At 74.2% G+C, this 23,066-nt stretch carries 24 protein-coding genes; 13 read left to right on the top strand and 11 right to left on the bottom strand.

Going from position 1 to position 23,066, the window contains the following annotated elements:
* Positions 1 to 72: 72 nt before the first annotated feature.
* Positions 73 to 1,497, top strand: coding sequence for an NADP-dependent phosphogluconate dehydrogenase (gndA, locus tag ABD292_RS06790; RefSeq protein WP_344206075.1), 1,425 nt, complete (start codon positions 73 to 75; stop codon positions 1,495 to 1,497).
* A gap of 6 nt (positions 1,498 to 1,503) precedes the next feature.
* Here gndA and ABD292_RS06785 read toward each other — a convergent pair whose 3' ends face one another.
* Positions 1,504 to 2,283, bottom strand: coding sequence for a thioesterase family protein (locus tag ABD292_RS06785; protein WP_344206074.1), 780 nt, complete (start codon positions 2,281 to 2,283; stop codon positions 1,504 to 1,506).
* 90 nt (positions 2,284 to 2,373) lie between these two features.
* Between ABD292_RS06785 and ABD292_RS06780 the strand changes: the two genes are divergently transcribed.
* Positions 2,374 to 2,805 (top strand): type II toxin-antitoxin system PemK/MazF family toxin, encoded by a 432-nt coding sequence (locus ABD292_RS06780; RefSeq protein ID WP_344206073.1) that lies wholly within the window; start codon positions 2,374 to 2,376, stop codon positions 2,803 to 2,805.
* On the opposite strand, the gene ABD292_RS06775 is transcribed toward ABD292_RS06780, so the two are convergent.
* The 4 genes from ABD292_RS06775 to ABD292_RS06760 all read right to left on the bottom strand — a co-directional run bounded on the left by ABD292_RS06775 (position 2,802) and on the right by ABD292_RS06760 (position 5,911).
* A complete protein-coding gene (locus tag ABD292_RS06775; protein ID WP_344206071.1) occupies positions 2,802 to 3,689 on the bottom strand; it encodes a hypothetical protein in 888 nt (295 codons plus the stop codon). The genes ABD292_RS06780 and ABD292_RS06775 overlap by 4 nt on opposite strands.
* The gene (locus tag ABD292_RS06770) at positions 3,686 to 4,231 is read right to left on the bottom strand and encodes an RNA polymerase sigma factor (protein WP_344206070.1); all 546 of its coding nucleotides are present in this window, start codon (positions 4,229 to 4,231) and stop codon (positions 3,686 to 3,688) included. Before ABD292_RS06770 ends, ABD292_RS06775 begins: the two co-directional genes overlap by 4 nt.
* Before the next feature lie 117 nt (positions 4,232 to 4,348).
* On the bottom strand, positions 4,349 to 5,137 hold the full coding sequence (locus tag ABD292_RS06765) for a DUF4184 family protein (RefSeq protein WP_344206069.1): 789 nt from the start codon (positions 5,135 to 5,137) through the stop codon (positions 4,349 to 4,351).
* 39 nt (positions 5,138 to 5,176) lie between these two features.
* Entirely contained in the window at positions 5,177 to 5,911 is a 735-nt protein-coding gene (locus tag ABD292_RS06760) for a hypothetical protein (protein WP_344206068.1), read from the bottom strand.
* 281 nt (positions 5,912 to 6,192) lie between these two features.
* Between ABD292_RS06760 and ABD292_RS06755 the strand changes: the two genes are divergently transcribed.
* From ABD292_RS06755 to ABD292_RS06740, 4 genes are all read left to right on the top strand, one after another.
* Positions 6,193 to 7,476 (top strand): NAD(P)/FAD-dependent oxidoreductase, encoded by a 1,284-nt coding sequence (locus tag ABD292_RS06755; RefSeq protein ID WP_344206066.1) that lies wholly within the window; start codon positions 6,193 to 6,195, stop codon positions 7,474 to 7,476.
* Between the two features lie 90 nt (positions 7,477 to 7,566).
* The gene (locus ABD292_RS06750) at positions 7,567 to 8,286 is read left to right on the top strand and encodes a DUF3152 domain-containing protein (protein ID WP_344206065.1); all 720 of its coding nucleotides are present in this window, start codon (positions 7,567 to 7,569) and stop codon (positions 8,284 to 8,286) included.
* Positions 8,287 to 8,398: 112 nt separating this feature from the next.
* Complete coding sequence (locus tag ABD292_RS06745; protein ID WP_344206064.1) at positions 8,399 to 9,520, top strand: MBL fold metallo-hydrolase; 1,122 nt, start codon at positions 8,399 to 8,401, stop codon at positions 9,518 to 9,520.
* Between the two features lie 33 nt (positions 9,521 to 9,553).
* Positions 9,554 to 10,468: a pirin family protein gene (locus tag ABD292_RS06740; RefSeq protein ID WP_344206062.1), complete on the top strand. Its 915-nt coding sequence runs from the start codon at positions 9,554 to 9,556 to the stop codon at positions 10,466 to 10,468.
* A 25-nt stretch (positions 10,469 to 10,493) separates the two neighbouring features.
* Here the strand turns inward: ABD292_RS06740 and ABD292_RS06735 are convergent, their stop codons facing one another.
* From ABD292_RS06735 to ABD292_RS06715, 5 genes are all read right to left on the bottom strand, one after another.
* Entirely contained in the window at positions 10,494 to 11,645 is a 1,152-nt protein-coding gene (locus tag ABD292_RS06735) for an amidohydrolase family protein (protein WP_344206060.1), read from the bottom strand.
* A 56-nt stretch (positions 11,646 to 11,701) separates the two neighbouring features.
* Entirely contained in the window at positions 11,702 to 12,661 is a 960-nt protein-coding gene (locus ABD292_RS06730) for a coiled-coil domain-containing protein (RefSeq protein WP_344206058.1), read from the bottom strand.
* 150 nt (positions 12,662 to 12,811) lie between these two features.
* Positions 12,812 to 13,591: a phosphotransferase enzyme family protein gene (locus ABD292_RS06725; protein ID WP_344206056.1), complete on the bottom strand. Its 780-nt coding sequence runs from the start codon at positions 13,589 to 13,591 to the stop codon at positions 12,812 to 12,814.
* Positions 13,592 to 13,685: 94 nt separating this feature from the next.
* The gene (locus tag ABD292_RS06720; protein ID WP_344206054.1) at positions 13,686 to 14,624 is read right to left on the bottom strand and encodes a hypothetical protein; all 939 of its coding nucleotides are present in this window, start codon (positions 14,622 to 14,624) and stop codon (positions 13,686 to 13,688) included.
* Between the two features lie 47 nt (positions 14,625 to 14,671).
* A complete protein-coding gene (locus ABD292_RS06715) occupies positions 14,672 to 15,439 on the bottom strand; it encodes a bestrophin-like domain (RefSeq protein ID WP_344206052.1) in 768 nt (255 codons plus the stop codon).
* Between the two features lie 224 nt (positions 15,440 to 15,663).
* On the opposite strand from ABD292_RS06715, the gene ABD292_RS06710 reads away from it, so the two are divergent.
* Positions 15,664 to 16,002 (top strand): avidin-fold protein, encoded by a 339-nt coding sequence (locus ABD292_RS06710; protein ID WP_344206051.1) that lies wholly within the window; start codon positions 15,664 to 15,666, stop codon positions 16,000 to 16,002.
* A 7-nt stretch (positions 16,003 to 16,009) separates the two neighbouring features.
* Here ABD292_RS06710 and ABD292_RS06705 read toward each other — a convergent pair whose 3' ends face one another.
* Positions 16,010 to 16,651, bottom strand: coding sequence for an Lrp/AsnC family transcriptional regulator (locus ABD292_RS06705; RefSeq protein ID WP_344206441.1), 642 nt, complete (start codon positions 16,649 to 16,651; stop codon positions 16,010 to 16,012).
* 111 nt (positions 16,652 to 16,762) lie between these two features.
* Between ABD292_RS06705 and ABD292_RS06700 the strand changes: the two genes are divergently transcribed.
* Genes ABD292_RS06700 through ABD292_RS06675 form a run of 6 tightly spaced genes read left to right on the top strand, consistent with a single transcriptional unit; the run spans position 16,763 to position 22,968 of the window.
* Positions 16,763 to 18,349, top strand: coding sequence for an ABC transporter substrate-binding protein (locus ABD292_RS06700; protein ID WP_344206050.1), 1,587 nt, complete (start codon positions 16,763 to 16,765; stop codon positions 18,347 to 18,349).
* Positions 18,350 to 19,411, top strand: coding sequence for an ABC transporter permease (locus ABD292_RS06695; protein ID WP_344206048.1), 1,062 nt, complete (start codon positions 18,350 to 18,352; stop codon positions 19,409 to 19,411).
* Positions 19,408 to 20,268, top strand: coding sequence for an ABC transporter permease (locus ABD292_RS06690; RefSeq protein ID WP_344206046.1), 861 nt, complete (start codon positions 19,408 to 19,410; stop codon positions 20,266 to 20,268). The genes ABD292_RS06695 and ABD292_RS06690 overlap by 4 nt, the downstream gene beginning before the upstream one ends.
* A complete protein-coding gene (locus ABD292_RS06685) occupies positions 20,265 to 21,041 on the top strand; it encodes an ABC transporter ATP-binding protein (RefSeq protein WP_344206045.1) in 777 nt (258 codons plus the stop codon). Before ABD292_RS06690 ends, ABD292_RS06685 begins: the two co-directional genes overlap by 4 nt.
* Positions 21,038 to 21,979, top strand: coding sequence for an ABC transporter ATP-binding protein (locus ABD292_RS06680; RefSeq protein WP_344206043.1), 942 nt, complete (start codon positions 21,038 to 21,040; stop codon positions 21,977 to 21,979). The genes ABD292_RS06685 and ABD292_RS06680 overlap by 4 nt, the downstream gene beginning before the upstream one ends.
* Positions 21,976 to 22,968, top strand: coding sequence for a M24 family metallopeptidase (locus ABD292_RS06675; protein WP_344206042.1), 993 nt, complete (start codon positions 21,976 to 21,978; stop codon positions 22,966 to 22,968). Before ABD292_RS06680 ends, ABD292_RS06675 begins: the two co-directional genes overlap by 4 nt.
* Positions 22,969 to 23,066: the final 98 nt, after the last annotated feature.

The following is a 23,066-nucleotide window of genomic DNA, read 5'->3' as shown; positions in this document are numbered from 1 at the left end:
ACAAGGCGCACGGAACAAAAAGCCGAACTCCCCGGCTGGATCATGCGTATTCCCCGTAAGAGGAGCTTGAATATGGATTTGGCAGACATCGGCGTCACCGGCCTGGCCACGATGGGCCGCAACCTGGCCCGCAACCTCGCCAGGCACGGCTACGCCGTCGCGGTGCACAACCGCTCGCACAGCCGCACGCAGCAGCTCGTCAAGGAGTTCGGCGGCGAGGGCACGTTCGTGCCGTCGGAGGACCTGGCCGGCTTCGTGGCCTCGCTCAAGCGGCCCCGGCGGGCGATCATCATGGTCAAGGCCGGCGCGGGCACCGACGCGGTCATCGACCAGCTCGCCGCGCTCATGGAGCCCGGCGACATGATCGTCGACGGCGGCAACGCCCACTACGCCGACACCCGGCGGCGCGAGGCCGCGCTGCGCGAACGGGGGCTGCACTTCGTCGGCACCGGCATCTCGGGCGGCGAGGAGGGCGCGCTGCTCGGGCCGAGCATCATGCCCGGCGGCTCGGCGGAGTCGTGGGAGGCGCTCGGGCCGATCCTGCAGGACATCGCGGCCAAGGTGGACGGCGTGCCGTGCTGCGTGCACGTCGGCCCGGACGGCGCGGGGCACTTCGTCAAGATGGTGCACAACGGCATCGAGTACTCCGACATGCAGCTCATCGCCGAGTCCTACGACCTGCTGCGGCAGGCGCTCGGCGTCACCCCGTCCGAGCTGGCCGGGGTGTTCCGCGAGTGGAACCAGGGCGACCTCGGCTCCTACCTGATCGAGATCACCGCCGAGGTGCTGGAGCAGGTGGACGCCGCGACCGGCCGGCCGTTCGTGGACGTCGTGGTCGATCAGGCCGAGCAGAAGGGCACCGGCCGCTGGACCGTGCAGAGCGCCCTCGACCTCGGCGTGCCGGTGACCGGCATCGCCGAGGCGACGTTCGCGCGGGCGCTGTCCGGCCATCCGGAGCAGCGGGCCGCCGCCGCCTCGCTCGCCGGGCCGAACCTGTCCGGCGTGGACGGGCGCGAGCTGGTCGAGGACGTACGGCAGGCGCTGTACGCCTCCAAGATCGTGGCGTACGCGCAGGGCTTCGACCAGATGGCCGCCGCCTCCCGCGAGTACGGCTGGGACCTCGACCTCGGCGCGATGGCGACCATCTGGCGGGGCGGCTGCATCATCAGGGCCAAGTTCCTCGACCGCATCCGCGCCGCCTACGACGCCGACCCGGCCCTGCCGACGCTGCTGGCCGACCCGACGTTCGCGGCCGCGCTGGCGGCGGCGCAGGAGTCGTGGCGGCGGGTGGTGACCACGGCCGTGCGGATCGGCGTGCCGACGCCCGGCTTCTCCTCGGCGCTCGCCTACTACGACGGGCTGCGCCGCGAGCGGCTGCCGGCCGCGCTGGTGCAGGGGCTGCGCGACTACTTCGGCGCCCACACCTACCGCAGGGTCGACAAGGAAGGCGCCTTCCACGTCGACTGGTCGGGCGACCGCGCCGAGCGGCCCGCCTGACCGCCGCTATCTGCCGATGCGGGCGACCGGGTTGGCCACCGCCGTCACCAGGCAGAAGCCGAACGGCCCTGCCGTGTCGTGCATGGTGACCTGCCCGGTCGCGACGCCGCTCGCGCTGAGGTGTCCGGTCGCCTCGACGCCGATCAGCTCGCCCTCGGGCAGGCGGGCCAGGGTGAGCGTGTAGTCGGCGTTGATGAAGCCGAGCCCGCTGGTGCCGACGTTGGCGAGCGGGCTGGCGAAGTCGGCGGCCAGCGCGGCGCGCACGACCGGCGTCACGGGCTCGTCGTCCACCAGCGGGTACGTCTCGCGCATCCACACCCGCCCCGGGCCGGGCTCGCCCCATTCGGTGACCCGCCACAGGTCGAACGGCGGCTGCCAGCCGTCGGCGGAGACCGGCTCGTGCTCGGGCGGGCGCTCGTCCCAGGCGGGGGTGACGACGCTCTGCTCGCCCTCGGGCTGCTCGCCCTGCCGCAGCAGCACGGCGGTGACCCGGCCGATCGGGCCCTGGTCGGTGGACAGGACGGCGTCGGCGACGCGGATCCTGCGCCCGTCCCTGACCAGGGTGGTCTCGACGGTGACGGGCAGCAGCGGGCTGTTGCGGAACAGGTCCACCGTCAGCCGGGCGAAGTGCAGCCCCGGCTCGGCGTACCGTTCCTCCAAGGCTCGGGCGGCGAGCCCGCCGAGGAGGCGGCCGTGGAGCATGTCGGGGGACCAGGGGCTGCGGGCGTGGGGCGCGGGCACCAGTTCGCCCTGCTTGCGGGTGAAGAACGCTGTCGTCGGCGGCACAGAATGAGATTCTAGAGCAGGATCGCCACCCGGCCCAGGGCGGCCGCGCTCGATTGGATTTCCGCCCGTCATGGGCCATAAGCTCACCCAATGCGTGATCTAGGTGAGGACCCCCGGCCCGCCCGCGGCGCCGTGCGCGAGATCCACGTCCTCGACGGCAGGGCGACCCTGGCCTACGCCCCCGACCTGGACGGCCTGGCCGATCCGGGGGAGATCGTCTGGGCGTGGGTGCCGTACGAGGAGGACCCGTCCCGCGGCAAGGACCGCCCCCTGCTGGTCGTGGGCCGCACCGGCCGCCGGCTGCTCGGCATGATGCTCTCCAGCAAGGGCGACGACGGCCCTGAATGGCTGCCGATCGGCGCGTGGGGAAGCGACGGGCGGGCCTCGTACCTGCGGCTCGACCGGGTCTTCGTGCTCGACGAGGACGACCTGCGCCGCGAGGGCGCGGTCCTCGACGCCGACCGGTTCACCCGCGTGGCGGCCCGCCTCATGAAGCTCCACGGCTGGGAGGCGGGCCGCTAGTCCGCGTACTGGAGGCCCGTCTGACGCTCGGCGGTGACCTCCAGTCCGACCACGCCTTCACGCGCGGGCACGGCCTTGAAGACGATCCAGTCGCCGCCCACCTGGTCCGCGGCCAGCGGTTCGACGGCGTACCCGCCCTCGTGGACCAGGACGCGGCGGAACTCCGCGCCCAGGCCGCGCCTGCCGACCTCGTCCAGCACCTCGTCGACGGTCCGGCCGCTCACCTTGACGCCGGCCAGCGGCTCTCCCGGGCGGGTGGCCGACTGCCAGTCGTTCTCGTAGGACTCCCCCGGCCCGGCCGGCCGGCCCAGGTCGAAGTGCACCCCGTCAGGCCTGCCCTTGATCGCCGCCGGGACGGTCACCACCATGAAGCAGCCGCTGCCGGCCAGATCGCAGTCCGCCGGCTCCCTGCGGGCGCCGATGGGCACGTTCACCGGGGTGGCGCCGCCGCCCATGCTGACGATCTCCCCGACCGCGCTGGGCGAGACCGGGATCACCCTGAGCTCGACGTCGAGACCGAGGGAACGGAACGCCTCCGAGAACTTCCGCCGGTCCGCGTAGGGATCCTTGATCCGGGCGACGTAGGTGCCGGCCTCCTCATGGATCTCCACCGCGGAGTTGGCGTAGGAGGTCGCGGCGCCGCCGAACAGGCCCGGCCCGAGGACGACGCCGAGGACGAGGACGCCGGAGGCGGCGATCCCGAGCAGCGCGCGACGCGCGCGCGGGCGTCGCGGGAACGCCGCCGCCTTCGTGTCCCGCTCCTGGGCGATGATGTCGGCGAACAGCGCCTGCGCGCGGGGGCCGCCGGCCCGCCCGCCCGGCTCGTCCGGGCTGATCCTGGCCAGCGGCCTCAGCAGCTCGTTGATCTCGTCGATGTCCCTCATAGTGACCTCCCCGTGGGCACGACCGCGCCGGTCGGCGTGAATCGGACGTCGGCTGCTTCGAGCGCCCGGGAGAAGCGCCCGCGCGCGCGGTGCAGCCGGATGCGGACGGCGTTGCGGGACAGCCCCAGCATCGTGGCGATCTCCCTGCGGTCCAGGCCCTCCCAGGCGACCAGCGCGAGCAGCTCGCGGTCGGCCTCGGGAAGCGTCGCGAACGCCTGGGCGATGGCGTTCCTCTCGACGCTGTGGTCGGCGAGGTCGCCGTAGAGGTCGGCCATCTCCGCGTCGAGGTCCCGGTGCCGCGCCCGGCGGCGCAGCGCGCTGCGGCGGTGGTCGGCCAGCACGTTGCGGGCCACCCCGTAGACCCAGAGCCTCGCCTGCGCGCCCGGGGGCAGCTCGTCGATCTTGCGCCAGACGATCACGAAGGTCTCGGCGACCACGTCGGCCGCGTCCTGCGGCGAGTCGCAGCGGCGTCCCGCGTAGGCGGTGATCTGGTCGTAGGTCGCCCGGTAGACCGCTTCGAACCTCTGGACGTCATCCGGCACGGACGGTTCCCATCGTGACTTTCCTCCACTTCCGGTACGGGGACGAACGTCCTCTTCATGGGTGGAGGCGCCCCGATCATTTCGCCCGGAACCGGAGAAACTTGCCCGCGTGAGGGGTCAGCCTTCGGGCCCGCCCGTCCCCACCGCCGGGGTTCGGGCTCGCCGGGCCGCGAACGCCGTCCAGCCGTGCCAGGCCAGCACGTAGCAGGCGAGGACCAGCGCCGCCCCGTCCACGCCGCCCAGGATCGTGCTGCGTACCAGGTCGTAGTCGCTCACCGCGGCGCGCTCCGACGTCGCCCCGGTCACGGCCCCGGCGGCCGTGGCGAGCAGCACCGCCGCCGCCACCAGTCCGCGCGCCCGGCCCGTCAGCCCCGGCCACCGCCCGGGGCGGACCGGAGCCCGCCGGTACCAGCGCACGAGCCAGCCGGCCAGGATCGCCAGGCCACCCGCCGAGCTGACGTACATCAGCACGTTGAACACCCGGTGCGCGCCGACGACCTGCTCACGCAACACCTGCCAGTGCGCCACCGCGAACCCGCCGGCCTGCGTGAAGGCGTCCCAGACGAGATGCGTGGCCATCCCGGCGAGCAGCGCGGCCACCACCGCTGCCGCCGCCATCGGCGCCGTCACGGTCCGCGGCGCGTCCGGCAGCCGGGACCGCAGCCCGGCGGGGGCGAGCGCGGTCAGCGGCGCCCGCAGGACGTGCTGGAACACCACCAGCAGCACCACGCCCGCCGGCAGGCCGAGCAGCAGCGTCCCCCACCACGTGTGGGTGCTCGCCGACGAGAACGGCAACGGCAGATAGTACGGCGCGTCGGGCACCACGGCCCCGACGACCAGCGCCGACGGCGGCAGCCACCGCCGCACCGGCAGAACGGCCACGACATGGCTCAGGGTGAAGGGCACGGTCGATTATGGCCGCCCGACGCCGCTCCCGTCGGCGGATCAGAGCGTGATGATCAGCGCGTGCGCGGCCCGCGCGGGAAACGCCCACACGTGCCTGCCCGCCGTCACCAGCCGCCCGACCGGCCCGGCCGGCCCGAGCGGGATCGCGCGGAGCGGGGCGCCGGCGGCGGGGTCCAGCGTGAACAGCTCGTGCCCGCCGCCGACGAGCGTGCCGTTCGCGCAGGCCAGGAAGGGCACCGGCCCGGCGGGCGCGGCCACGAACCGCCCCGGCTCCCCCGACCAGGTCGAGATCCGCAGCAGCCCGCCCGTGACGCTGATCCAGAGCGAGCCCGCGCAGACGGTCATGCCGCCGCGCTCGCCGTACCGTCCGAGGTCGCCGAGGTCGCCGAGGTCGATGTCCCTGGGCCCGCCGCGCAGGACGTCGTCGTGCCGGGACGTCCACCACAGGCGCTCGCCCTCCACGGCGCACGCGGCGAGGCCGGGCAGTTCGACCGGCGGGCCGAGCGTGCCGGGGCCGGTGAGCCTGCGCGCCCGCGCGCCCGAGACCGCCCAGATCTCGCCGCCGCCGGCGAGGACCCGGCCGGGGCAGCGGGCGGTGGCGACCGGCGCGCCGTCCGGCGCGAGCCAGTGGACGCGGCCCCTCGCGGTGGCGGCGAGCGTGCCGGAGAGCGCCTGCGGCACCGGGATGGGCGCGGTCGCCAGCGTACGCGGCACCACGACGGTCTCCGCCAGCGTTCCGGGAACGCCCGCCGTCCCCGCCACCGTGCCGGGCACCGCGGCCAGCGACCGTAATCGCGGCAGGGCGCCGGCCTCGCCGGGCGGGAGGGAGGGGCGTGCCGGCGGCCGTGTAGGCGCGTACGCCGTGCGCGTCGGCGCACCACACGGTGACGCCGTCGGAGGCGGCCGCCCGCACGGGCGCGGGCAGGTCGATCCTGGTGAGGGCGGCGTCCATGCGCCGACCTTAGTCCTCGTACGCGGCCGGGCCCATGAGGGGGCGACGCCGATCCGGCGACCCGGCCGTCACCCCAGGTCCGGCGGGCTGCGACCATGGCCGTATGCGTGTTGTGGTGATCGGGGGCGGCATCGTCGGAGCCGCGGCGGCCTACTACCTGACCGGCCGGGGCGCGTCCGTGACGGTGGTGGACGGCGGCTACCAGGGCGAGGCGACGCAGGCGGGCGCGGGCATCGTGTGCCCGTGGGTGGACCATCCGGAGGACGACGACTGGTACCGGCTCAACCGCGAGGGCGCCCGCGCTTATCCGGGGCTGGTGGAGGAGCTGGGCGAGGACTTCGGGTACGCCAAGGTGGGCGCGCTGCTGGTGTCGGAGGACCCGGCGGAGCTGGAGCCGGTGCGCTCGCTGCTGCAGCGCCGCTACGCCGACGCCCCGGAGATGGGCGAGGTCGTGGACGTGGCGGCTCCGGCCGAGCTGTTCCCGCCGCTGTCGGACACCCTGAGCGCGCTCCTGGTGCCGGGCGCGGCCCGCGTGGACGGCCGGTCGGTCCGCGGCGCGCTGCTGAACGCCGCCGTCGCCCGGGGGGCGCGGATCCACGCGGGGGCCGCGACCCTCACGCCCGACGGCGAGGTCCGCGTCCACGCGGCGGCGGGCACGCCTGCGGAAGCAGGACGGACGTGGACGCCGGGCGGCGGGCCGGCCCAGGCCCGCAGCGAGGAGACCGGCTCATGGCGGCAGGCCGCTCCGCGAGGCCCGGCGGCGGCGCGGGGACCGGAGGCCACGCCGGGCCCCCAGACCGGGAACGGCTCGGAGGCGGTGCGGCCGGTCGCCGCCGGCGCGGGCCGGGTGTTCGCCGACGAGGGCGTTGCGGTGGAGGCGGACGCCGTGATCGTGGCGGGCGGCGCGTGGACCGGCGAGGTGTGCCGGCCGCTCGGCGCGGAGCTGCCGGTGTTCCCGAGGCGGGGCCAGATCCTGCACGCCACCCTCGAAGGCGTCGACACCGCGTGGTGGCCGATCGTGCTGCCCAGCGACGGGCCTTACCTGCTGGGGTTCCCCGGGTCGCGGGTGGTGATCGGGGCGACCGTAGAGGACGTCGGGTTCGCGCCCCGGGTGACGATGGGCGGCCTGGAGGAGGTGCTCCAGGCGGGGTTGCGGGTCGCGCCGGGGCTGGCCGGGGCGACGATGGCGGAGACCCGGGTGGGGCTGCGGCCGGTGTACGCGCCGGGCCGGGCGCTGATCGGCCCGCTGAACTCGCGGGTGGTGGTGGCGACGGGCCTCAGCGCGTACGGCCTGACGGCGGGCCCGTACGCGGGCCGGCTCGCGGCGGCGCTCGCGCTCGGCGAGACCCCGCCCATCGACCTCACGCCCTACGCCCCCTGCCCCTGACGGCCGGGGCCGACCCTCCCCCGGGGCTGTCCGTTTGCCCAGCGTATGATCGGTTTCCTCCCCACCGTCGCGTTTCGTGGGGAGGCCGGGGTGCCGCGCATCGCACCGTGGATGACGCCGTGGATGACGCCGTTCGTGCTGGCCGGGCTGCTGCTCGCCGCCGGGTGCGGCGCGGAGCCACCGTCCCGCCCGGTGATCCGGTCCGTGCCGCCGCCCACGCGCCCACCTGTGCGCCCGCCCGTGCGCCCGCGGCGGACGGAGCCGCCCGCGGTCCAGGTGCCGTACGCGGCCTCCGGCTCGTACGCCGTCGTCCCCGGCGGCGCGCCCCCGCGGCCGGGCCGGGGCCGGCCGGTGCGTTACCTGGTGGAGGTGGAGCGGGGCCTGCCGTTCGGGCCGCGCGAGTTCGCCGCCCAGGTGCACCGCATACTGAACGACGCCCGCGGCTGGGCCCGCTTCCAGCGGGTGGACCACGGCCCGGTACGGGTCCGGGTGGCCCTGTCGAGCCCCCGCACGACGACCCGCCAGTGCCGCCCCCTCCGCACCGGCGGCGAGTTGTCGTGCTGGAACGGCCGCCGCTCGATCATCAACGCCCTGCGCTGGGCGGTCGGCGTCCCGCAGTACGGGGGCGATCTGGCCGCGTACCGCAGCTATCTCATCAGCCACGAGGTCGGGCACGCCCTCGGCCACGGCCACGAGCCCTGTCCGGGCCCCGGGCGGCCGGCCCCGGTGATGACGCAGCAGTCGAAGTCGCTGGGCCGCTGCCGCCCGAACCCGTGGCCGTTCCCCGGCCGGGGCGACGGGAAACCCTGAGCCGGCGGGGTGGCTGCCGCACGAAGAAGCGTCGCGATATATCGTACGGAGGGGAACTCCGGGACCCCGTCCCGGATACGCGAATGTACCGATTTCCAGGGGAGTGTGGGCGATGGCGGGAATGCGGACGGCACGGCGGATCCTCGTGGGCGGCGCCGCCCTGGCGGCCGCCGGATGGGTGGTGCGCAACGTGCCGGCGGAGCTCGGGGTGCGTCCGCTGGAGTCCGGCCCGGAGCGTGCGGCGCGCATCCAGCGCTCGAAGCAGTTCAGGGACGGCTCCTTCTACAACTCGATGCCCGAGCCGACCCATGTGATGAACACCCCGCCGGTGGGCCTGCTGGGCGAGCTGGCGAAGAACAAGCAGGAGCGCCGTCCGGCCGGCCCGCTGCCGCTGCGCGTGCCGCCCGCCGGGCCGGCGCCCGCCGACGGGGTGCGCGCCGTCTGGTACGGCCACGCCTCGACGCTGGTCGAGATCGAGGGCAAGCGGGTGCTGTTCGACCCGGTGTGGAGCCGGCGCGTCTCGCCGTCGCAGCTCGTCGGCCCCAAGCGGCTCCACCCGCTGCCGGTCGAGCTCGGCGACCTGCCGGAGGTCGACGCGATCGCGATCTCCCACGACCACTACGACCACCTGGACCGGGCGACCGTCCAGTCGCTCGTCCGGACGCAGAAGGCGCCGTTCCTGGTGCCCCTGGGCATCGGGGCGCACCTGGAGCGGTGGGGCGTGCCGGCGTACCGGATCATCGAGCTCGACTGGGACGAGGAGGCCCAGGTGGCGGGGCTGCGCTTCGTCGCCACGGCGGCCCGGCACTTCTCGGGGCGGTCCCTGCGCCGCAACGACACCCTGTGGGGGTCGTGGGTGGTGGCGGGCGCGGCCAGGCGGGTGTTCTACGCGGGCGACTCCGGCTACTTCGAGGGCTATCGGGGCATCGGGGCGGCGCACGGGCCGTTCGACCTGACGCTCATGCCCATCGGCGCCTACAGTCCCGCCTGGCCGGACATCCACATGAACCCGGAGGAGGCCGTCAACGCCCACCTCGACCTGGGCGGGAAGCTGCTGCTGCCGGTGCACTGGGCGTCGTTCACGCTGGCGCTGCACCCGTGGGCGGAGCCGGTGGACCGGCTGTGGCGGGAGGCCAAGGCGCGCGAGGTCTCCATCGTGGTGCCGCGTCCCGGCGAGCTCGTGGACGCCGCCGAGGCCCCGGCGGTGGACGGCTGGTGGGAGACCCTGGGCTGACCGGGCCCCCGCGGCCGGACGTACAGTGCGAGGGTGAGCAACCTGGAGCATGAGCCGCGGGAGATCCGCTGCGCCGCCGAGCCCGGCGCGGACGGCGAGCTGCTGGAGGGGCGGGCGGTGCCGCTGGGCGGGCCGCGCGCGATGTCGGTGAGCAGGACCCTTCCCGGCGTGCACCGGCGCATGATCGGCGCCTGGTGCTTCCTCGACGCCTACGGCCCCGAGGTGACGGCCATGCGCGTGCCGCCCCACCCGCACACCGGCCTGCAGACCGTCACCTGGCTGCTCGCCGGCGAGGTCCTGCACCGCGACAGCCTGGGCAGCCTCCAGCGGGTACGCCCCGGGCAGCTCAACCTCATGACCGCCGGCCGCGGCATCTCCCACTCGGAGGAGTCGGCCGAGACGACGCTGCACGGGGTGCAGCTCTGGGTCGCGCTGCCCGAGGAGCACCGCGCCGACGCGCCCTCCTTCGAGCACCACGCGGAGCTGCCGGTGCTGGAGGGCCCCGGGTTTGCCGCCACGGTGATCATGGGTTCGCTGGGCGGGGCGGTCTCCCCCGCCACCGCCCGCACCCCGCTGACCGGCGCGGAGATCGCGGTGGACGGCACGGGCGAGGTGCCGCTCGATCCCGGGTTCGAGCACGGGCTGCTGCTGCTCGACGGCGAGGTCGAGGGCTTGGAACGGGGTCCGCTGGCGTACCTGCCGCCGGGGCGGGGCGGGCTGCGGCTGTCCGGGCGCGGGCGGGTGCTGCTCGTCGGCGGCGCCCCGTTCGGCGAGGAGATCGTCATGTGGTGGAACTTCGTGGGCCGCTCGCACGACGAGATCGCGGCCTTCAGGAAGGAGTGGGCGGAAGGCGAGGGCTTCGGCGTCGTCGAGGGGTTCGACGGCCCCCCGCTCCCCGCGCCTGTCCTGCCCGGCATCCGGCTGAAGCCGCGCGGCCGCGTGAGATGACCGGGGACAGGCCCTCCGCACGGGCTCAGGAGCCCTCTCCGCTCACCGGCCGGCCCATCCGGTAGACGGCGAGCGGACGGCATAAGGCCGTGATGTCGTCGAGAGGATCGCCGGCGACGACCAGCAGATCGGCGTCGTGGCCGGGTACGATCATGCCCTTGCGCCCGTCCACGTGACAGGTCACCGCCGCGACCGAGGTGATCGCGCGCAGCACGTCCACGGGCGTGTACCCGGCCCCGACCAGCATCTCCGCCCCGTACGGCAGCACGCCGTGCGGCTTGGGCGGGCCGACCCCCGCGTCGGTGCCGATGACGAAGCGCACCCCGGCGGCGTACATGACGCTCAGCCCCTCCAGCGCGGCCGACAACCGGGCCTGGATGCGCGGAGGCGGCGGCGGGGCGCCCGGCGCGACGCCCGCGGTGAGCGAGGCGACGACGCCGGACGCGGCCAGCCGCTGGATCAGCGCGTGGTCGAGCTCGTAGAAGTCCTCGGTGAAGAACGAGCAGTGCTCGATCGAGTCGAACCCGGCGTCCAGGGCGGCGGCGATGCCCGCCGCGCAGTGCGCGTGCCCGGTGATCGGCAGCCCGTGCGCGTGCGCCTCGCCGACGGCGGCCCTCAGCTCGGCGGGACCGTACTGGAGGAGGTGGGAGCGGGACCCGGGCGTCATCTCGCCGCCGGTGACCATCATCTTGACGACGTGCGCGCCGCGGGCCGCCCGCTCGCGCACCGCCGCCCGCACCTCCCGCTCCCCCGCCGCCTCGCCGCCGAGGAACCAGCAGTGCCCGCGCGGCGTGGTGATGGGCGGCCCGGCGGCCAGGATCTCCGGCCCGTCGAGCCCCAGCCCGAGCTCCAGCGCCAGGTAACCGAGGTCGCCGAGGTCGCGGACGGTGGTGACCCCGGCCGCGAGCTGGTGCCTGGCGGCCTGCCGCATCCGCTCGGCGAGCCCTGGCCGCTCCAGCCCGCCGAGTACGTCGGGGCTCGCGTCGAAGGCCAAGTGGACGTGGCAGTCGATGAGGCCGGGCAGCAACGTGGCGTCCGCCCCAAGGTCCACGACGGCGGCGCCCTCCGGCGGGTCGCCGGAGATGACGGCGGTGACGCGGCCGTTCTCGACGAGCACCACGCGGTCGCGGTGCAGGTCCCGGCCATCGAACAGGCGAGGGGCGCGGATGGCGAGCATGCCGCCAGTGTGAACCCGTTCCGCCGGCCGCGCCCGCGTTCGGTGATGGCTCGTCGCTAGTAAACGGAAATGTGCGGGTGGTCGTAGTGGTTGGCGGTCGTGCCGCCGCGGTCGGACATGGGGCGCCAGGCTCCCGTGCGTGTGTGCCAGATGCGCTGGCGGTAGATCACGTACATGATGCCGAGGCGGCGGGCGTTCTTGATGGCCCAGGCGGCGATCTGGTCGCCGCGTGCCTGTTCAGCCGCCGACGGCAGCGCGCCGCCGCGGCTCAGCATGAAGTCGCAGGCCCGGCCGAGCGGGTGCTCGCCGCCGTCCTGAATGGCGCGGTAGCAGCCGATCCCGAACGGCACCTCGAAGCGTTCCTTCACGAGCTGCCTGACCAGCGCCATGCGCGGCGTGATGTTGTCCGCCCCCTGCGGGAGCTGCGGGACGAACGTGCCGTCGGGTCGCATGCCGGGCGCCCGGTAGAGCTGGTCGATCTTGTCCTTGATGCGCTCGATCTGCTTCTCGGCCTTCTTCTTGCGCCCCTCCAGCTCGCCCAGCGTCTGGTCGAGCTCCTCCGCGCGGGCCGTGGCCTCCTCCTGCGCCCGCTGCCGGTCGTCGCGGACCTTGGCGTAGCCGCGCAGCTTGGCGTCCTGGAGTGAGACGAGATGCTGGACGAGGGCCAGGCGGCTGAGCAGCGTCTCGGGGGCCTGGCCGGAGACGAGCAGGGCGGTCTGGTTCGGCTCGGCGCCGGTGTAGTGGGCGACGGCCAGCGCGCGCAGCTCGGTGGAGTGGCGGTCGAAGACCTCCTGCGCGGCGGTCAGCTTCTCGCGGGCCGCCTTCTCGGCCTTGTCCGCCTTCTGGTGGGCGATGCGGCTGCTGTAGTAGTCGGTGATGAGCCGGTCGGAGTCCTTCTGCAGGTCGGCCAGCTCCTTCTTGAGCTGCTTGACCGTCGGCTTCGGCTCGGCCTGCGCCGGGGGCACCCCGGCGAGGAGTCCGGCGCAGACGGCGGCGAGGACCGGACGCCACCGCACCGGTCGTCGCGGGACGCATGACCGCGGAGCGGGGGACTCAGCCGCCACACTTCTCCTTCTCCCGAACCACAGGGCCGGGCCCTCTGTCCGAGGTGTGATGGTAGAGGATCACGCGCGGCGGTATGCGCTTTATGACGATTACGGGTACCCCTAGCGCGGGGGTGGGACGCCCAACGCCCGGCGGAAGGTGTCGCGGTGCCGGGCGAGGTGCTCGTCGTCGGTCAGGTAGAAGCGGTCGTCGCCGCGTTCGAGGTGGCTCGCGAACCCGGGATGCCCGGCCGCGGCCTGCTCGCGCATGTGCCGGACCAGGTGCGCGAGCCGGGCCCGCGCGGTGTCGATCAGCGCGTCACGCCCGGCGGGATCCAGCCCGTACGCGTCCGCGAACAGCCGCAGCCTGCGCGCCTGGCCGTCCACCGGGGGCCCGTCCAGCTGGAGGGGATCGGAGAGCGGGACGAAACGGTAGGCGGCATAGGCCACGTCCCAGACCCGCGGACCAGGATGCGCGGTGTCGAAGTCGATGAACGCCACCGGCCGCCCGTCCCTGAACACGCAGTTGTACGGGGCCACGTCGCCGTGACAGATGACCTCAGCCGGGCTCACGGCCGGGAAGTACCACGTCAGTCCCGGATCCGCGGGGAAGCCGACGGTCGCGTCGTGGAAGTCGCGCAGCAGCCTGGCGACGTCCGTCAGCACGTCGTCCGCCAGCGCCCACGCGGGCAGCGGGTAGCCGGGGACCTCGCCGGGCACGTGGTCGAGGATCTCCCGCCCCCGCTCGTCGACGCCGTGGGCGCGGGGCGCGCCCGTGAAGCCGCGCTCGGCCAGGTGGGCGAGCAGGGCGTGCACGGCCGGCGTCCAGGGGCCGGTCAGACGGCGTACGGTGTCGCCGGCCCTGACGACCCGGTTGACGCTTCCCCCGAGCAGCTCCTCCACGGCCTCTCCCCCGCCCGCGCGTACCGACGACAGCGCGTCGGCCAGTGTGCCATGCGCCGGCCATGAGCCACCACCGGCGAGGGCGGCGGCGGAGTCAGCGGCGGGCGCCGAAGGCCACGGCGGTGGTGGAGGCGATCGTGGTGACCAGGACCACCATGACCAGGACGGAGCCCAGCGGGTTCTTGCGGCGGGCCTGCGGCGGGGCCGCGGCCTGCCTGACGCGAGCCGGCGGGGTGAGACTCGGGGTCGGTTCCGGGGTCGGCGTGGGCGTGGGCGGGACCGACGCGCGGGCCGGGACGACGGGCGGCGCGCCCGGCGGGCGGGGCGTGGAAGGGGGCGTGCCGCGCTGGGAGCACTGCCCCACCTGCACGCTGCCCTCGCACACGGCCCTGGGGTAGATCGTCATCCCCGGCACGGTGACCTTGGGGATGAGGCGCCCGCCCGGCGGCCGGCCGGCGATCGACACGTGCGGAACCGGCGCCTGGCCGACCCGCACCCCCGCCACCGACCCGTCCCGCGACACCTTGCCGGCCCGCACGGCCGCACCCGTCGGGACCTTCCCCGCCCGCACCCCGGGCACGGATCTCCCGTCGGGCACCTTGCCCGTCCTCACCTGCGGCATCGCCCCGGCGCGAGGCAGTTTGCGGCCCCGCGGCCCCGGCACCGCACCGCCGACCGGGACCTTGCCGCCGCGCCCACCCGGCACGGCGCCGCCGACCGGGATCTTGCCGCCCCGGACACCGGGCACGGAGCCGCCGACCGGAATCTTGCCGTCCCGGTTGCCGGGTGCCGTAGCTCGGACATGGACCTTCCTCGCCTGCACCCCTGCGTCCGCCGCCCTGGCGGCGTGCATCGGGCCCACGCCCGGGGCCTGCCCGCCTGGCAGCTCAGGCGGGTGCGCCGAGACCTGGGAGTACGCGGCGAGCGCCGCCCCGGAGCGCGCCTCGTCGGCGACCACGGGGCCGGCGACCGCGGCGCCGAGCAGCGCGACGGCGAGCAGCGTCAACGACGCGACGCGGTACCCACCCCCCACCGGTCCCCCTTCGTCCGGGGACGCGGCGCCGTGCCCATCGTCAGTACTCACATGCTCCCGCCTATCCGGGCGAACTCCTGCAGCGCCGCCTGGAAAGGCTCCGGCCCCACCGCGAGCGGGCCGTCGAAGGCGTGGGAGATGTCCCAGGTCAGGTAGACGCCGAAGCCGAGCAGGCCGCCCATGGCGAGCAACGGCAGCAGGGTGAGCCCGCGCGGCCGGGCCCCGGCCATGAAGGGGAAGACGAGCACCACGAGCCCCGTGAGGATGGTCAGGAACAGCAGGCCGTCGGGCGGCGTGGCGGCGGCGTCGGCGGCGCGCTGGGCCCGCGCGCCGGAGACGGCGCCGAGGTTGGCGAGCAGGTCGGTCTTGGCGTCCTCCTGTGCGGTGCCGCTGACCTTGAGTGCGCTGACGCGGCCGCGCAGGGCGTCCATCCGGGCGGCGCCGACCGGGTCCATGTGGCCCTGGGCCATGAGGGGCCACTCGTCGCGGACCACGAAGGTGATGTAGTCGCGCAGGGCGGAGCGGACCTGGCGGGCGTCGTCGGGAGGCAGGGCGGCGGCGGCCCAGTAGGCGTTGATCGCGGCCTGGCTCTCGGCGTGGGTGTTCTGCCGGGCGGCGTCGGCGGTGGTCCACGGCACGATGATCGCGATGGCGAACACCAGCAGGAACAGGGCCGACAGCATCGATCCGGCGTGACCGGCGGAGGGGCCGCCGGGATCTCGGTCGTCCTCCGCCCGGCGGACCTTGCGGAACAGCAGCGCGGCGAGGACCACCACACCGCCCGCCGCGAGGATCGAGAGCGCGTACGCCACCATATGATCTCCCGAAGAACTCCGGATACGCAGTGTCACATTACTATCACACCGTGCAATGATGGCGTGAGGCCCGGAAAGGTAAAGCCGTGGCAATGCGTGCGAACGTGAGTCGGTGCGAGCCGGGGGCGGCCCCGCCACTGGACGGATTGGCCGGCATGACCGGAGGCGCTGACCATTCGTCCAGCGGCGCGGTGATGTCCCGCAAATGTGTGGACCATGGGTCCGTGAATCTCAACGACCGTAAATTCGTGATGGTGAGCTCGACCGCGAGCGCGGTGGACCCGGACAGCCCGACGGAGTTCCACTACTGGGAGTCCGACGGGCTGGTGTGGGGCAGCTACACGGGCGACACCGTCATCCAGGGGCGCTTCGTGGGCACGCGTGAGGGCGAGAACGTGCAGATCTCGTACGTGCACGCGTTGAAGGCGGGCGGCACGGCCGCCGGCCGGAGCAGCAGCCGCCTGGAGACCGGCGAGGACGGGCTGCTGCGCCTGGTGGAGGAGTTCAGCTTCGACGGCGACGACACGCCGCACGTGAGCGTGTGCAGGGAACTCGCCGGCTAGGAGACGCTCAGTCGTCCTTGCGCAGGGCGGCCCGGCCCTCGGCGGCGCCGACGAAGCGCATCTTGCCGAGCGGCACGTCGTCCCGCTCCTCCGAGAGGGCCGGGCGGCGTGCCTGCCGGGCGGCCTGGCGGCCGTCGCCGGGCAGCACGTACGGCCGCCGCAGCACCTCGTCCAGGATGAACACCGTCTCGGTGGCCTTGACCGCCGGGATGTTGGCCAGCCGGTCGGTGACCATGGTGTGCACGGCCGCGACGTCCGCCACCCTCACCTGGATCATGGCGTCGTGCTGGCCGGTGGTGATGGCGCAGTATTCGACCTCGGGCATCCGGGCCAGCTCGGCCCGGAACTGCTTCCACATCTGCTGGCGTACGGTCACGAAGATCAGGGCGGTGATGCCGAGCCCGGCGCGCCCGTGGTCGATCTCCGCGGTGAAGCGCTTGATCGCGCCGTCCGCGCGCAGCGCCTCGAAGCGCGTGTAGGCGTTGGCCCGGGAGATGCCGACCCGTTCGGCCAGCGCCGCGACCGAGATCCTGCCGTTCTCCCGCAGGATCTCAAGGATCTTCAAATGGATGTCGTCCAGCTCGAGACCGATGCCGATCCGTCCAGGCTGACCGCTCCCGCTGTGCCCATTTCTGGAAATTTCACTCATCATTACCTCACTGACCTTTATATACGTCTCAGCGACCGCACAGTACCTGGACGATCTGCCGCACAATCCTCGGCATCTCCCAACTGAACGTCCAGATCTTGGAGGACCTCCATGGCGACCCGCTCGCAGAAGGCGGCCGTGCTGCTCGCCGGTGCGCTGACCCTCGCCGCCTGCGGTAGCGGCGGCACGTCGTCGCAGGCCCCCGCGGACGGCGGCGGTGGCGGCGGCAAGACGCTCGTCATCGACACGTCCTTCGACCTGAAGACCGCCGACCCCGGCCGCACGTACGAGCCGACCGGCCTGATCGTCGGCAAGGCCGTCTACGAGACGCTGCTCACCTTCGACGGCGCCGACGTGACCAAGCCGGTGCCCGCGCTCGCCGAGTCGTACGAGCTGAGCGAGGACGGCAAGACGCTGACCCTGAAGCTCAAGCAGGGCTCGACCTTCGCCGACGGCTCGCCGGTCACCGCCGACGACGTGGTGTTCTCGCTGACCCGCGTGCGTGACATGAAGGGCACCCCGTCGTTCCTGCTGGACGGCATCGAGGTGGCCAAGACCGACGACACGACGATCACGCTGACGTCGAAGGCGGCCAACCCGGCGCTGCCGTACATCCTGCCGAACCCGGCGCTCGGCATCCTCAACAGCAAGCTCGCCAAGGAGCACGGCGCGACCGCGGACGCCCAGGACAAGGCCGAGCAGTGGCTGAACTCCAGCTCCGCCGGGTCGGGCCCGTACACGATCGAGTCGTTCAACGTCAGCAGCCAGGTCACGCTCAAGGCGAACCCCAAGTACTACGGGACCAAGCCGACCTACGACAAGGTCGTGCTGCGCAACGTCGAGGCCTCCACGCAGAAGCTGAACGTCCAGCGCGGCGACAGCCAGATCGCGCTCAACCTGTCCGGCGACCAGGTCACCGGCATGCCCTCGACGCTGCAGGTGAAGAAGACCGCCTCGGCGAACGTGCTGTTCCTGCTGGCCAACCAGGACTCCTCGATCAGCAAGACCACGCCGAACCCCAAGTTCGTCGAGGCCGTGCGCAAGGGCGTCGACTACGCGGGCCTGCTGGAGCTGGCCGGCGAGGGCGCCACGCAGGCGCCGGGCATCATCCCGTCGCAGCTGCTCGGCGCGCTGCCGCCGGAGCAGGCCCCCAAGCGGGACGTCGAGGGCGCCAAGGCGGCGCTCGCCGCGAGCGGCCTGTCGAACCCCACGGTGAAGCTGGAGTACCCGAGCGAGCTGACCGTGAACGGCCTGTCGTTCCAGCCGCTCGCCGAGCGCATCCAGGCCAACCTCAAGGAGGTCGGCATCACGGTGGACCTGCAGCCCGCGCCGGTGACGACCGCGCTCGACAACTACCGCAACGGCAAGGAGGAGATGGGCCTGTGGTACTGGGGCCCTGACTACCCGGACCCGAGCGACTACCTCGCCTTCCTGCCCGGCAAGACGGTCGGCCTGCGCGCCGGCTGGAAGGAGGGCGCGGCCAAGGAGATCGAGGCCGCCGGCGTGAAGGCCGCCGAGGCGGTCGGCGACGAGGCCCGCAAGAGCGCCTACGCCGACATGCAGAACAAGCTCAACGCGGCCGGCCCGTTCGTCCCGCTCATCCAGGCGAGCCAGAACATCGTGACCGCCGCGTCGGTGACCGGGCTGGAGTACCACCCGGTGTGGACGGTCGACGTCGCCGACCTCGGCGCGAAGTAGATGAAGCCGGACGCGACGCGCGAGCGGACCGGGCGGCGGGTGCCCCCGCTCGCCCGGTTCCTCGTGCGCCGGGTGCTGCTCGCCGTGCTCATGGCCTGGGGCATCACGCTCGTCACGTTCGTGCTGACGAACCTGGTGCCCGGCGACCCCGTGGCGGCCAACCTGGGCCAGCGGGCGCTCGGCGACCCGGCCATCGTGGCGCAGTGGCGGGCCGAGCACGGCCTGGACAAGCCGCTCTGGCAGCAGTACCTCCTGCACCTGCAGGGCCTGCTGCACGGCGACTTCGGCACCAGCCAGCAGAGCCACCGGCCGGTCGCCGCCGACCTCGCCGAGTTCGTGCCGGCGACGCTGGAGCTGGCCGGCGCGGCGATCCTGGTGTCGCTGGTGCTGGGCGTGGCCTTCGGCGTGGTCGCCGCGCTGCGCAGGGACCGCCTCGCCGACCACACGCTGCGCGTGGTCAGCCTCATCGGCATCTCGGTGCCGACGTTCTGGCTGGCGCTGATGGCGTTCTACGTGTTCTTCTACCGCCTGCAGATCACCCCCGGCAGCGGCCGGGTGGACGTGGCGCTCGGCTCGGCCCCGCCGGTGACCGGGCTGCAGACGGTGGACGCGCTGCTCGCCGGCCGGTGGGACATCTTCGCCTCCGCCGCCGGGCACCTGGTCACCCCCGCCCTGGTGCTGGCGCTCTACACGATCGGCCTGCTCACCCGCTTCACCCGCTCGGCGGTGCTGGAGGTGCTGGGACAGGACTACGTGCGGGCCGCCCGCGCGAAGGGCCTGCCCGGCCGGGTGATCCTCTTCCGTTACGTGCTGCGCTCGGCCCTGGTGCCGATCATCACGGTGGCGGGCCTCGCCTTCGGCTCCCTGCTGTCCGGCACGGTGCTGGTCGAGGCGATCTTCGCCTGGCCCGGCATCGGCCAGTACGCGTACAAGAGCGCGACCACCCTCGACCTGCCCGCCGTCATGGGCGTCGGCCTGGTCGTGGGCGTCGTCTACCTGGCCATCAACCTGGTCGTGGACGTCCTGTACGGCGTCATCGACCCCCGAGTGAGGTTGCAATGAGACGCGCGAGCCTCCTCGCGAGGCTGCCCGAGGCGTGGCGGCAGCCGCTGGCCGTCAGCGGCGCGGTGCTGGCCGCGATCTGGCTGGTCGTGGTGCTGGCCGCGCCGCTGCTGGCCCCGCACGACCCGCTCGCCCAGGACCTGCCCAGGCTGGCCCCGCCGGGACCCGGGCACTGGTTCGGCACCGACCAGCTCGGCCGCGACATCCTCAGCCGCGTCCTCTACGGCGCGCGGGTGTCGATCCCGCTGACGCTGCTGCTGGTGGTGCTGTCGGTGGCGATCGGCGGCCTGCTGGGCGCCTGCGCGGGCTACTTCGGCCGCTGGGCCGACGAGACGATCATGCGGGTGGCGGACCTGGTGTTCGCGTTCCCGACGGTGATCCTCGCCATGGTGGTGGCGGCCGCGCTCGGCGCGAGCCTCGCCAACGCGGTGCTGGCGGTGCTGGTCGTCGCCTGGCCCTCCTACGCCCGCGTCACGCGCGGGCTGGTGCTGGGGATCCGCGAGCGGGAGTTCGTGCTGAGCGGGCGGCTGCTGGGCTTCTCGGTGTGGCGCTCGCTGCGGGTGGACGTGCTGCCGAACATCACCGGCCCCGTGCTGGTGCTGGCCACCCTGGACATCGGCACGGCGCTGCTGCTGCTGTCGGGCCTGTCGTTCCTGGGGCTCGGGGCCAAGCCGCCGTCCCCGGAGTGGGGGGCGATGGTGGCCTCCGGCGTCGAGGTGTTCGACAGCTGGTGGGTGGCGACGTTCCCCGGACTGGCGATCCTGACGGTGGTGCTGGCGTTCAACTTCCTCGGCGACACCCTGCGTGACGCGCTCGACCCGCGTACCGCCCGTGCGATCAAGGAGCGTGCGCTGTGACGGCACTCGACATCGCCGGGCTCAAGGTGACGATCGGCGGCCGGGACGTGCTGCGCGGCGTGGACCTGCGGCTGGAGCCCGGCAAGGTGCACGGCCTGGCCGGCGAGAGCGGGTCGGGCAAGACCATGACGGGCCTCGCGGTGCTGGGGCTGCTGCCGCACGGCTCGCGCGCCACCGGGGCGATCCGGCTCGGCGGGCGCGACCTGCTGACGCTGCCGCCCAAGGAGCTCAACAAGGTACGCGGCGGCGAGGTGGCCATGGTCTTCCAGGACCCGGCCACCAGCCTGCACCCCATGCTGACCGTCGGCCGGCAGCTCACCGAGCACATGCGCCACCACCTCGGGCTCGGCAAGGCCGAGGCGCGGGCGCGGGCCGTGGAGCTGCTCGGCAAGGTCCGCATCCCGGGCGCCGAGGAGGCCTACCGGCGCTATCCCCACCAGTTCTCCGGCGGCATGCGGCAGCGCATCGCCATCGCCGTGGCGCTGGCCTGCTCGCCGAAGGTGCTGATCGCCGACGAGCCGACGACCGCGCTCGACGTGACCGTGCAGGCCGGCGTGCTGCGCCTGCTGCGCGGCCTGTGCGACGAGCTGGGCCTCGCGGTGCTGCTGGTCACCCACGACCTCGGCGTCATGTCGGCGGTCGCCGACGAGGTGAGCGTGATGAAGGACGGCCTGGTCGTGGAGTCCGGGCCGCGGGTCCGGGTGCTGCGCAGGCCGGAGCACCCCTACACCCGGTCCCTGCTGGAGTCCCTGCCCGACGCGGAGGTGCGATGACCCCCCAGCCCACGACTGCGCCCACGACAGCTCCCCTGCTGGCAGTGGACGACCTGGTCGTCGAGCACCGCACCTCCGGCCGGCCTCCGGTGCGTGCCGTGGCGGGCGCGAGCCTGCGGGTCGGCCCCGGCGAGGTCGTGGGGCTGGTCGGCGAGTCCGGGTGCGGCAAGTCCACGCTGGCGCGGGCGGTGTGCGGGCTCGGCCCGGTCAGCGGCGGGTCGATCACCTTCGAAGGTGAGCCGGTCACGCCGCTCGGGCTGCGCCGGCGGCGGCACACCGGCGTCCAGATGGTGTTCCAGGATCCGTACACGTCGCTGAACCCGCGCCGCCGGGTCGGCGACCAGATCGCCGACGGGCTGCGGACCGCGGGCGACACCACCACCTCCCCCGCCGACCTGCTGGAACGGGTGGGGCTGCCGCGCGAGTTCGCGAGCCGGCACCCGCACGAGTTCTCCGGCGGGCAGCGGCAGCGGGTGGCGATCGCGCGGGCGCTGGCCGCCCGGCCGCGGCTGCTGATCGGTGACGAGCCCATCTCGGCGCTGGACGCCTCCGCGCAGGCGCAGGTGGCCAGGCTCATGCGCGACCTCGCCGTGGAGTCGGGCGCGGGGCTGCTGTTCATCAGCCACGACCTGTCCGTGGTGCGGCTGATCGCCGACCGGGTGGCCGTCATGTACCTGGGGCGGATCGTCGAGATCGGACGCACCGAGGAGGTGTGGGCCGAGCCGCGGCACCCGTACACGAAGGCGCTGCTGGCGGCCATCCCGCATCCCGACGGGATGGGCGTGCTGCCCGCGGAGCTGCCCGGCGACGTGCCGGACCCGGCCGCGCCGCCCGCGGGATGCCGCTTCCATCCGCGCTGCCCGCTGGTCATGGACCGGTGCCGGGAGGAGGACCCGGCGTTCGGGCCGGTCGCCTGCTGGCTGCACGAGCCGAAGTGACGCCGCTGCCGGAGGCCGGGCGGGCGGCCAGGCTGGCCGCCGCCCGCGCCGCGATGGCAGCGGCCGGGGTGGACGCCTTAGTGCTGCGGCCCTCGCCGGACTTCCGCTTCCTCGGCGGCCGGGACGGTGCCGGTTTCCTCGTCGTGACGGGGGACGCGGCCGTCGAGACCGGCGACCCGGCCGCGCTGGTGCCCCCGGGCGCGCGGCGGGTCGGGGTGGACCCGGAGATGCGGGTGCGCGAGCTGTTCGGCATGACGATCGAGGCCGAGCTGGTGCCCGCGTCGGCGGTGCTCGCGCCGCTGCGGCTGCGCAAGGAGCCGCACGAGGTGGCCGCCGTCGAGCGGGCGGCGCTGCGGGCCGAGGAGGTGCTGCGGCAGGCGCGCGAGCTGGCCTGGTTCGGCGCGACCGAGCGGGCGATGGCCGCCCGGCTGCGGCTGCTGGCGCTGGAGTCGGGCTGCGAGGAGGTGCTGGCGCTGCGCGTGGCGGCCGGCGAGCACACGGCCAGGCCCGCGCATCTGCCGGGCGGCCGGGTCATCAACCCCGGGGACGCGCTGGCGGTGTCGGTGTGCGGCCGGTGGGGCGGCTACTGTGCGGAGGTCGCGCGGGTGTTCGCGGTCGCCGAGCCGCCGGAGGACTTCGAGGCGATGTACACGGTGGTGGTGGCCGCCCACCGGGCCGGGCTGGCGGCGGCCGGGCCGCCCGCGCCCGCCCGCGCCGTCGCCCGGGCCGTCGGCGAGGTCATCGACGCCAGCGGCTACGGCCGCTTCGCCGCCGCGCACGCCGGGCGCGGCGTCGGCCTCGGCCCCGAGGAGGGGCCGTGGCTGGGCGAGGACACGCCGCTCGCGGCCGGCATGACGCTCTGCCTGGAGCCGGCGATCTACGTGCCCGACCTGTTCGGCGCCCGGGTGGCGGACGTCGTGGCGTGTACGGAGTCCGGGCCGCTGGTGCTGAGCGGCGGGCCGCCGCCGCTCCAGGTGCTCGACCGGTGACGGGGTAGCGCGGATCGCCCGATCCGGGACCAACGGCCTCAAGATCGGGACCCTTCGGCCCAGGTGCGCGCCCGCCCCGATGCCCGAGGCTGGCAGCC

This window comes from Nonomuraea bangladeshensis (assembly GCF_039529455.1).
Classification (GTDB): domain Bacteria; phylum Actinomycetota; class Actinomycetes; order Streptosporangiales; family Streptosporangiaceae; genus Nonomuraea; species Nonomuraea bangladeshensis.
The sequence above is the reverse complement of the archived record's forward strand: the minus strand, read 5'-3'. Positions and strand labels throughout refer to the sequence as shown.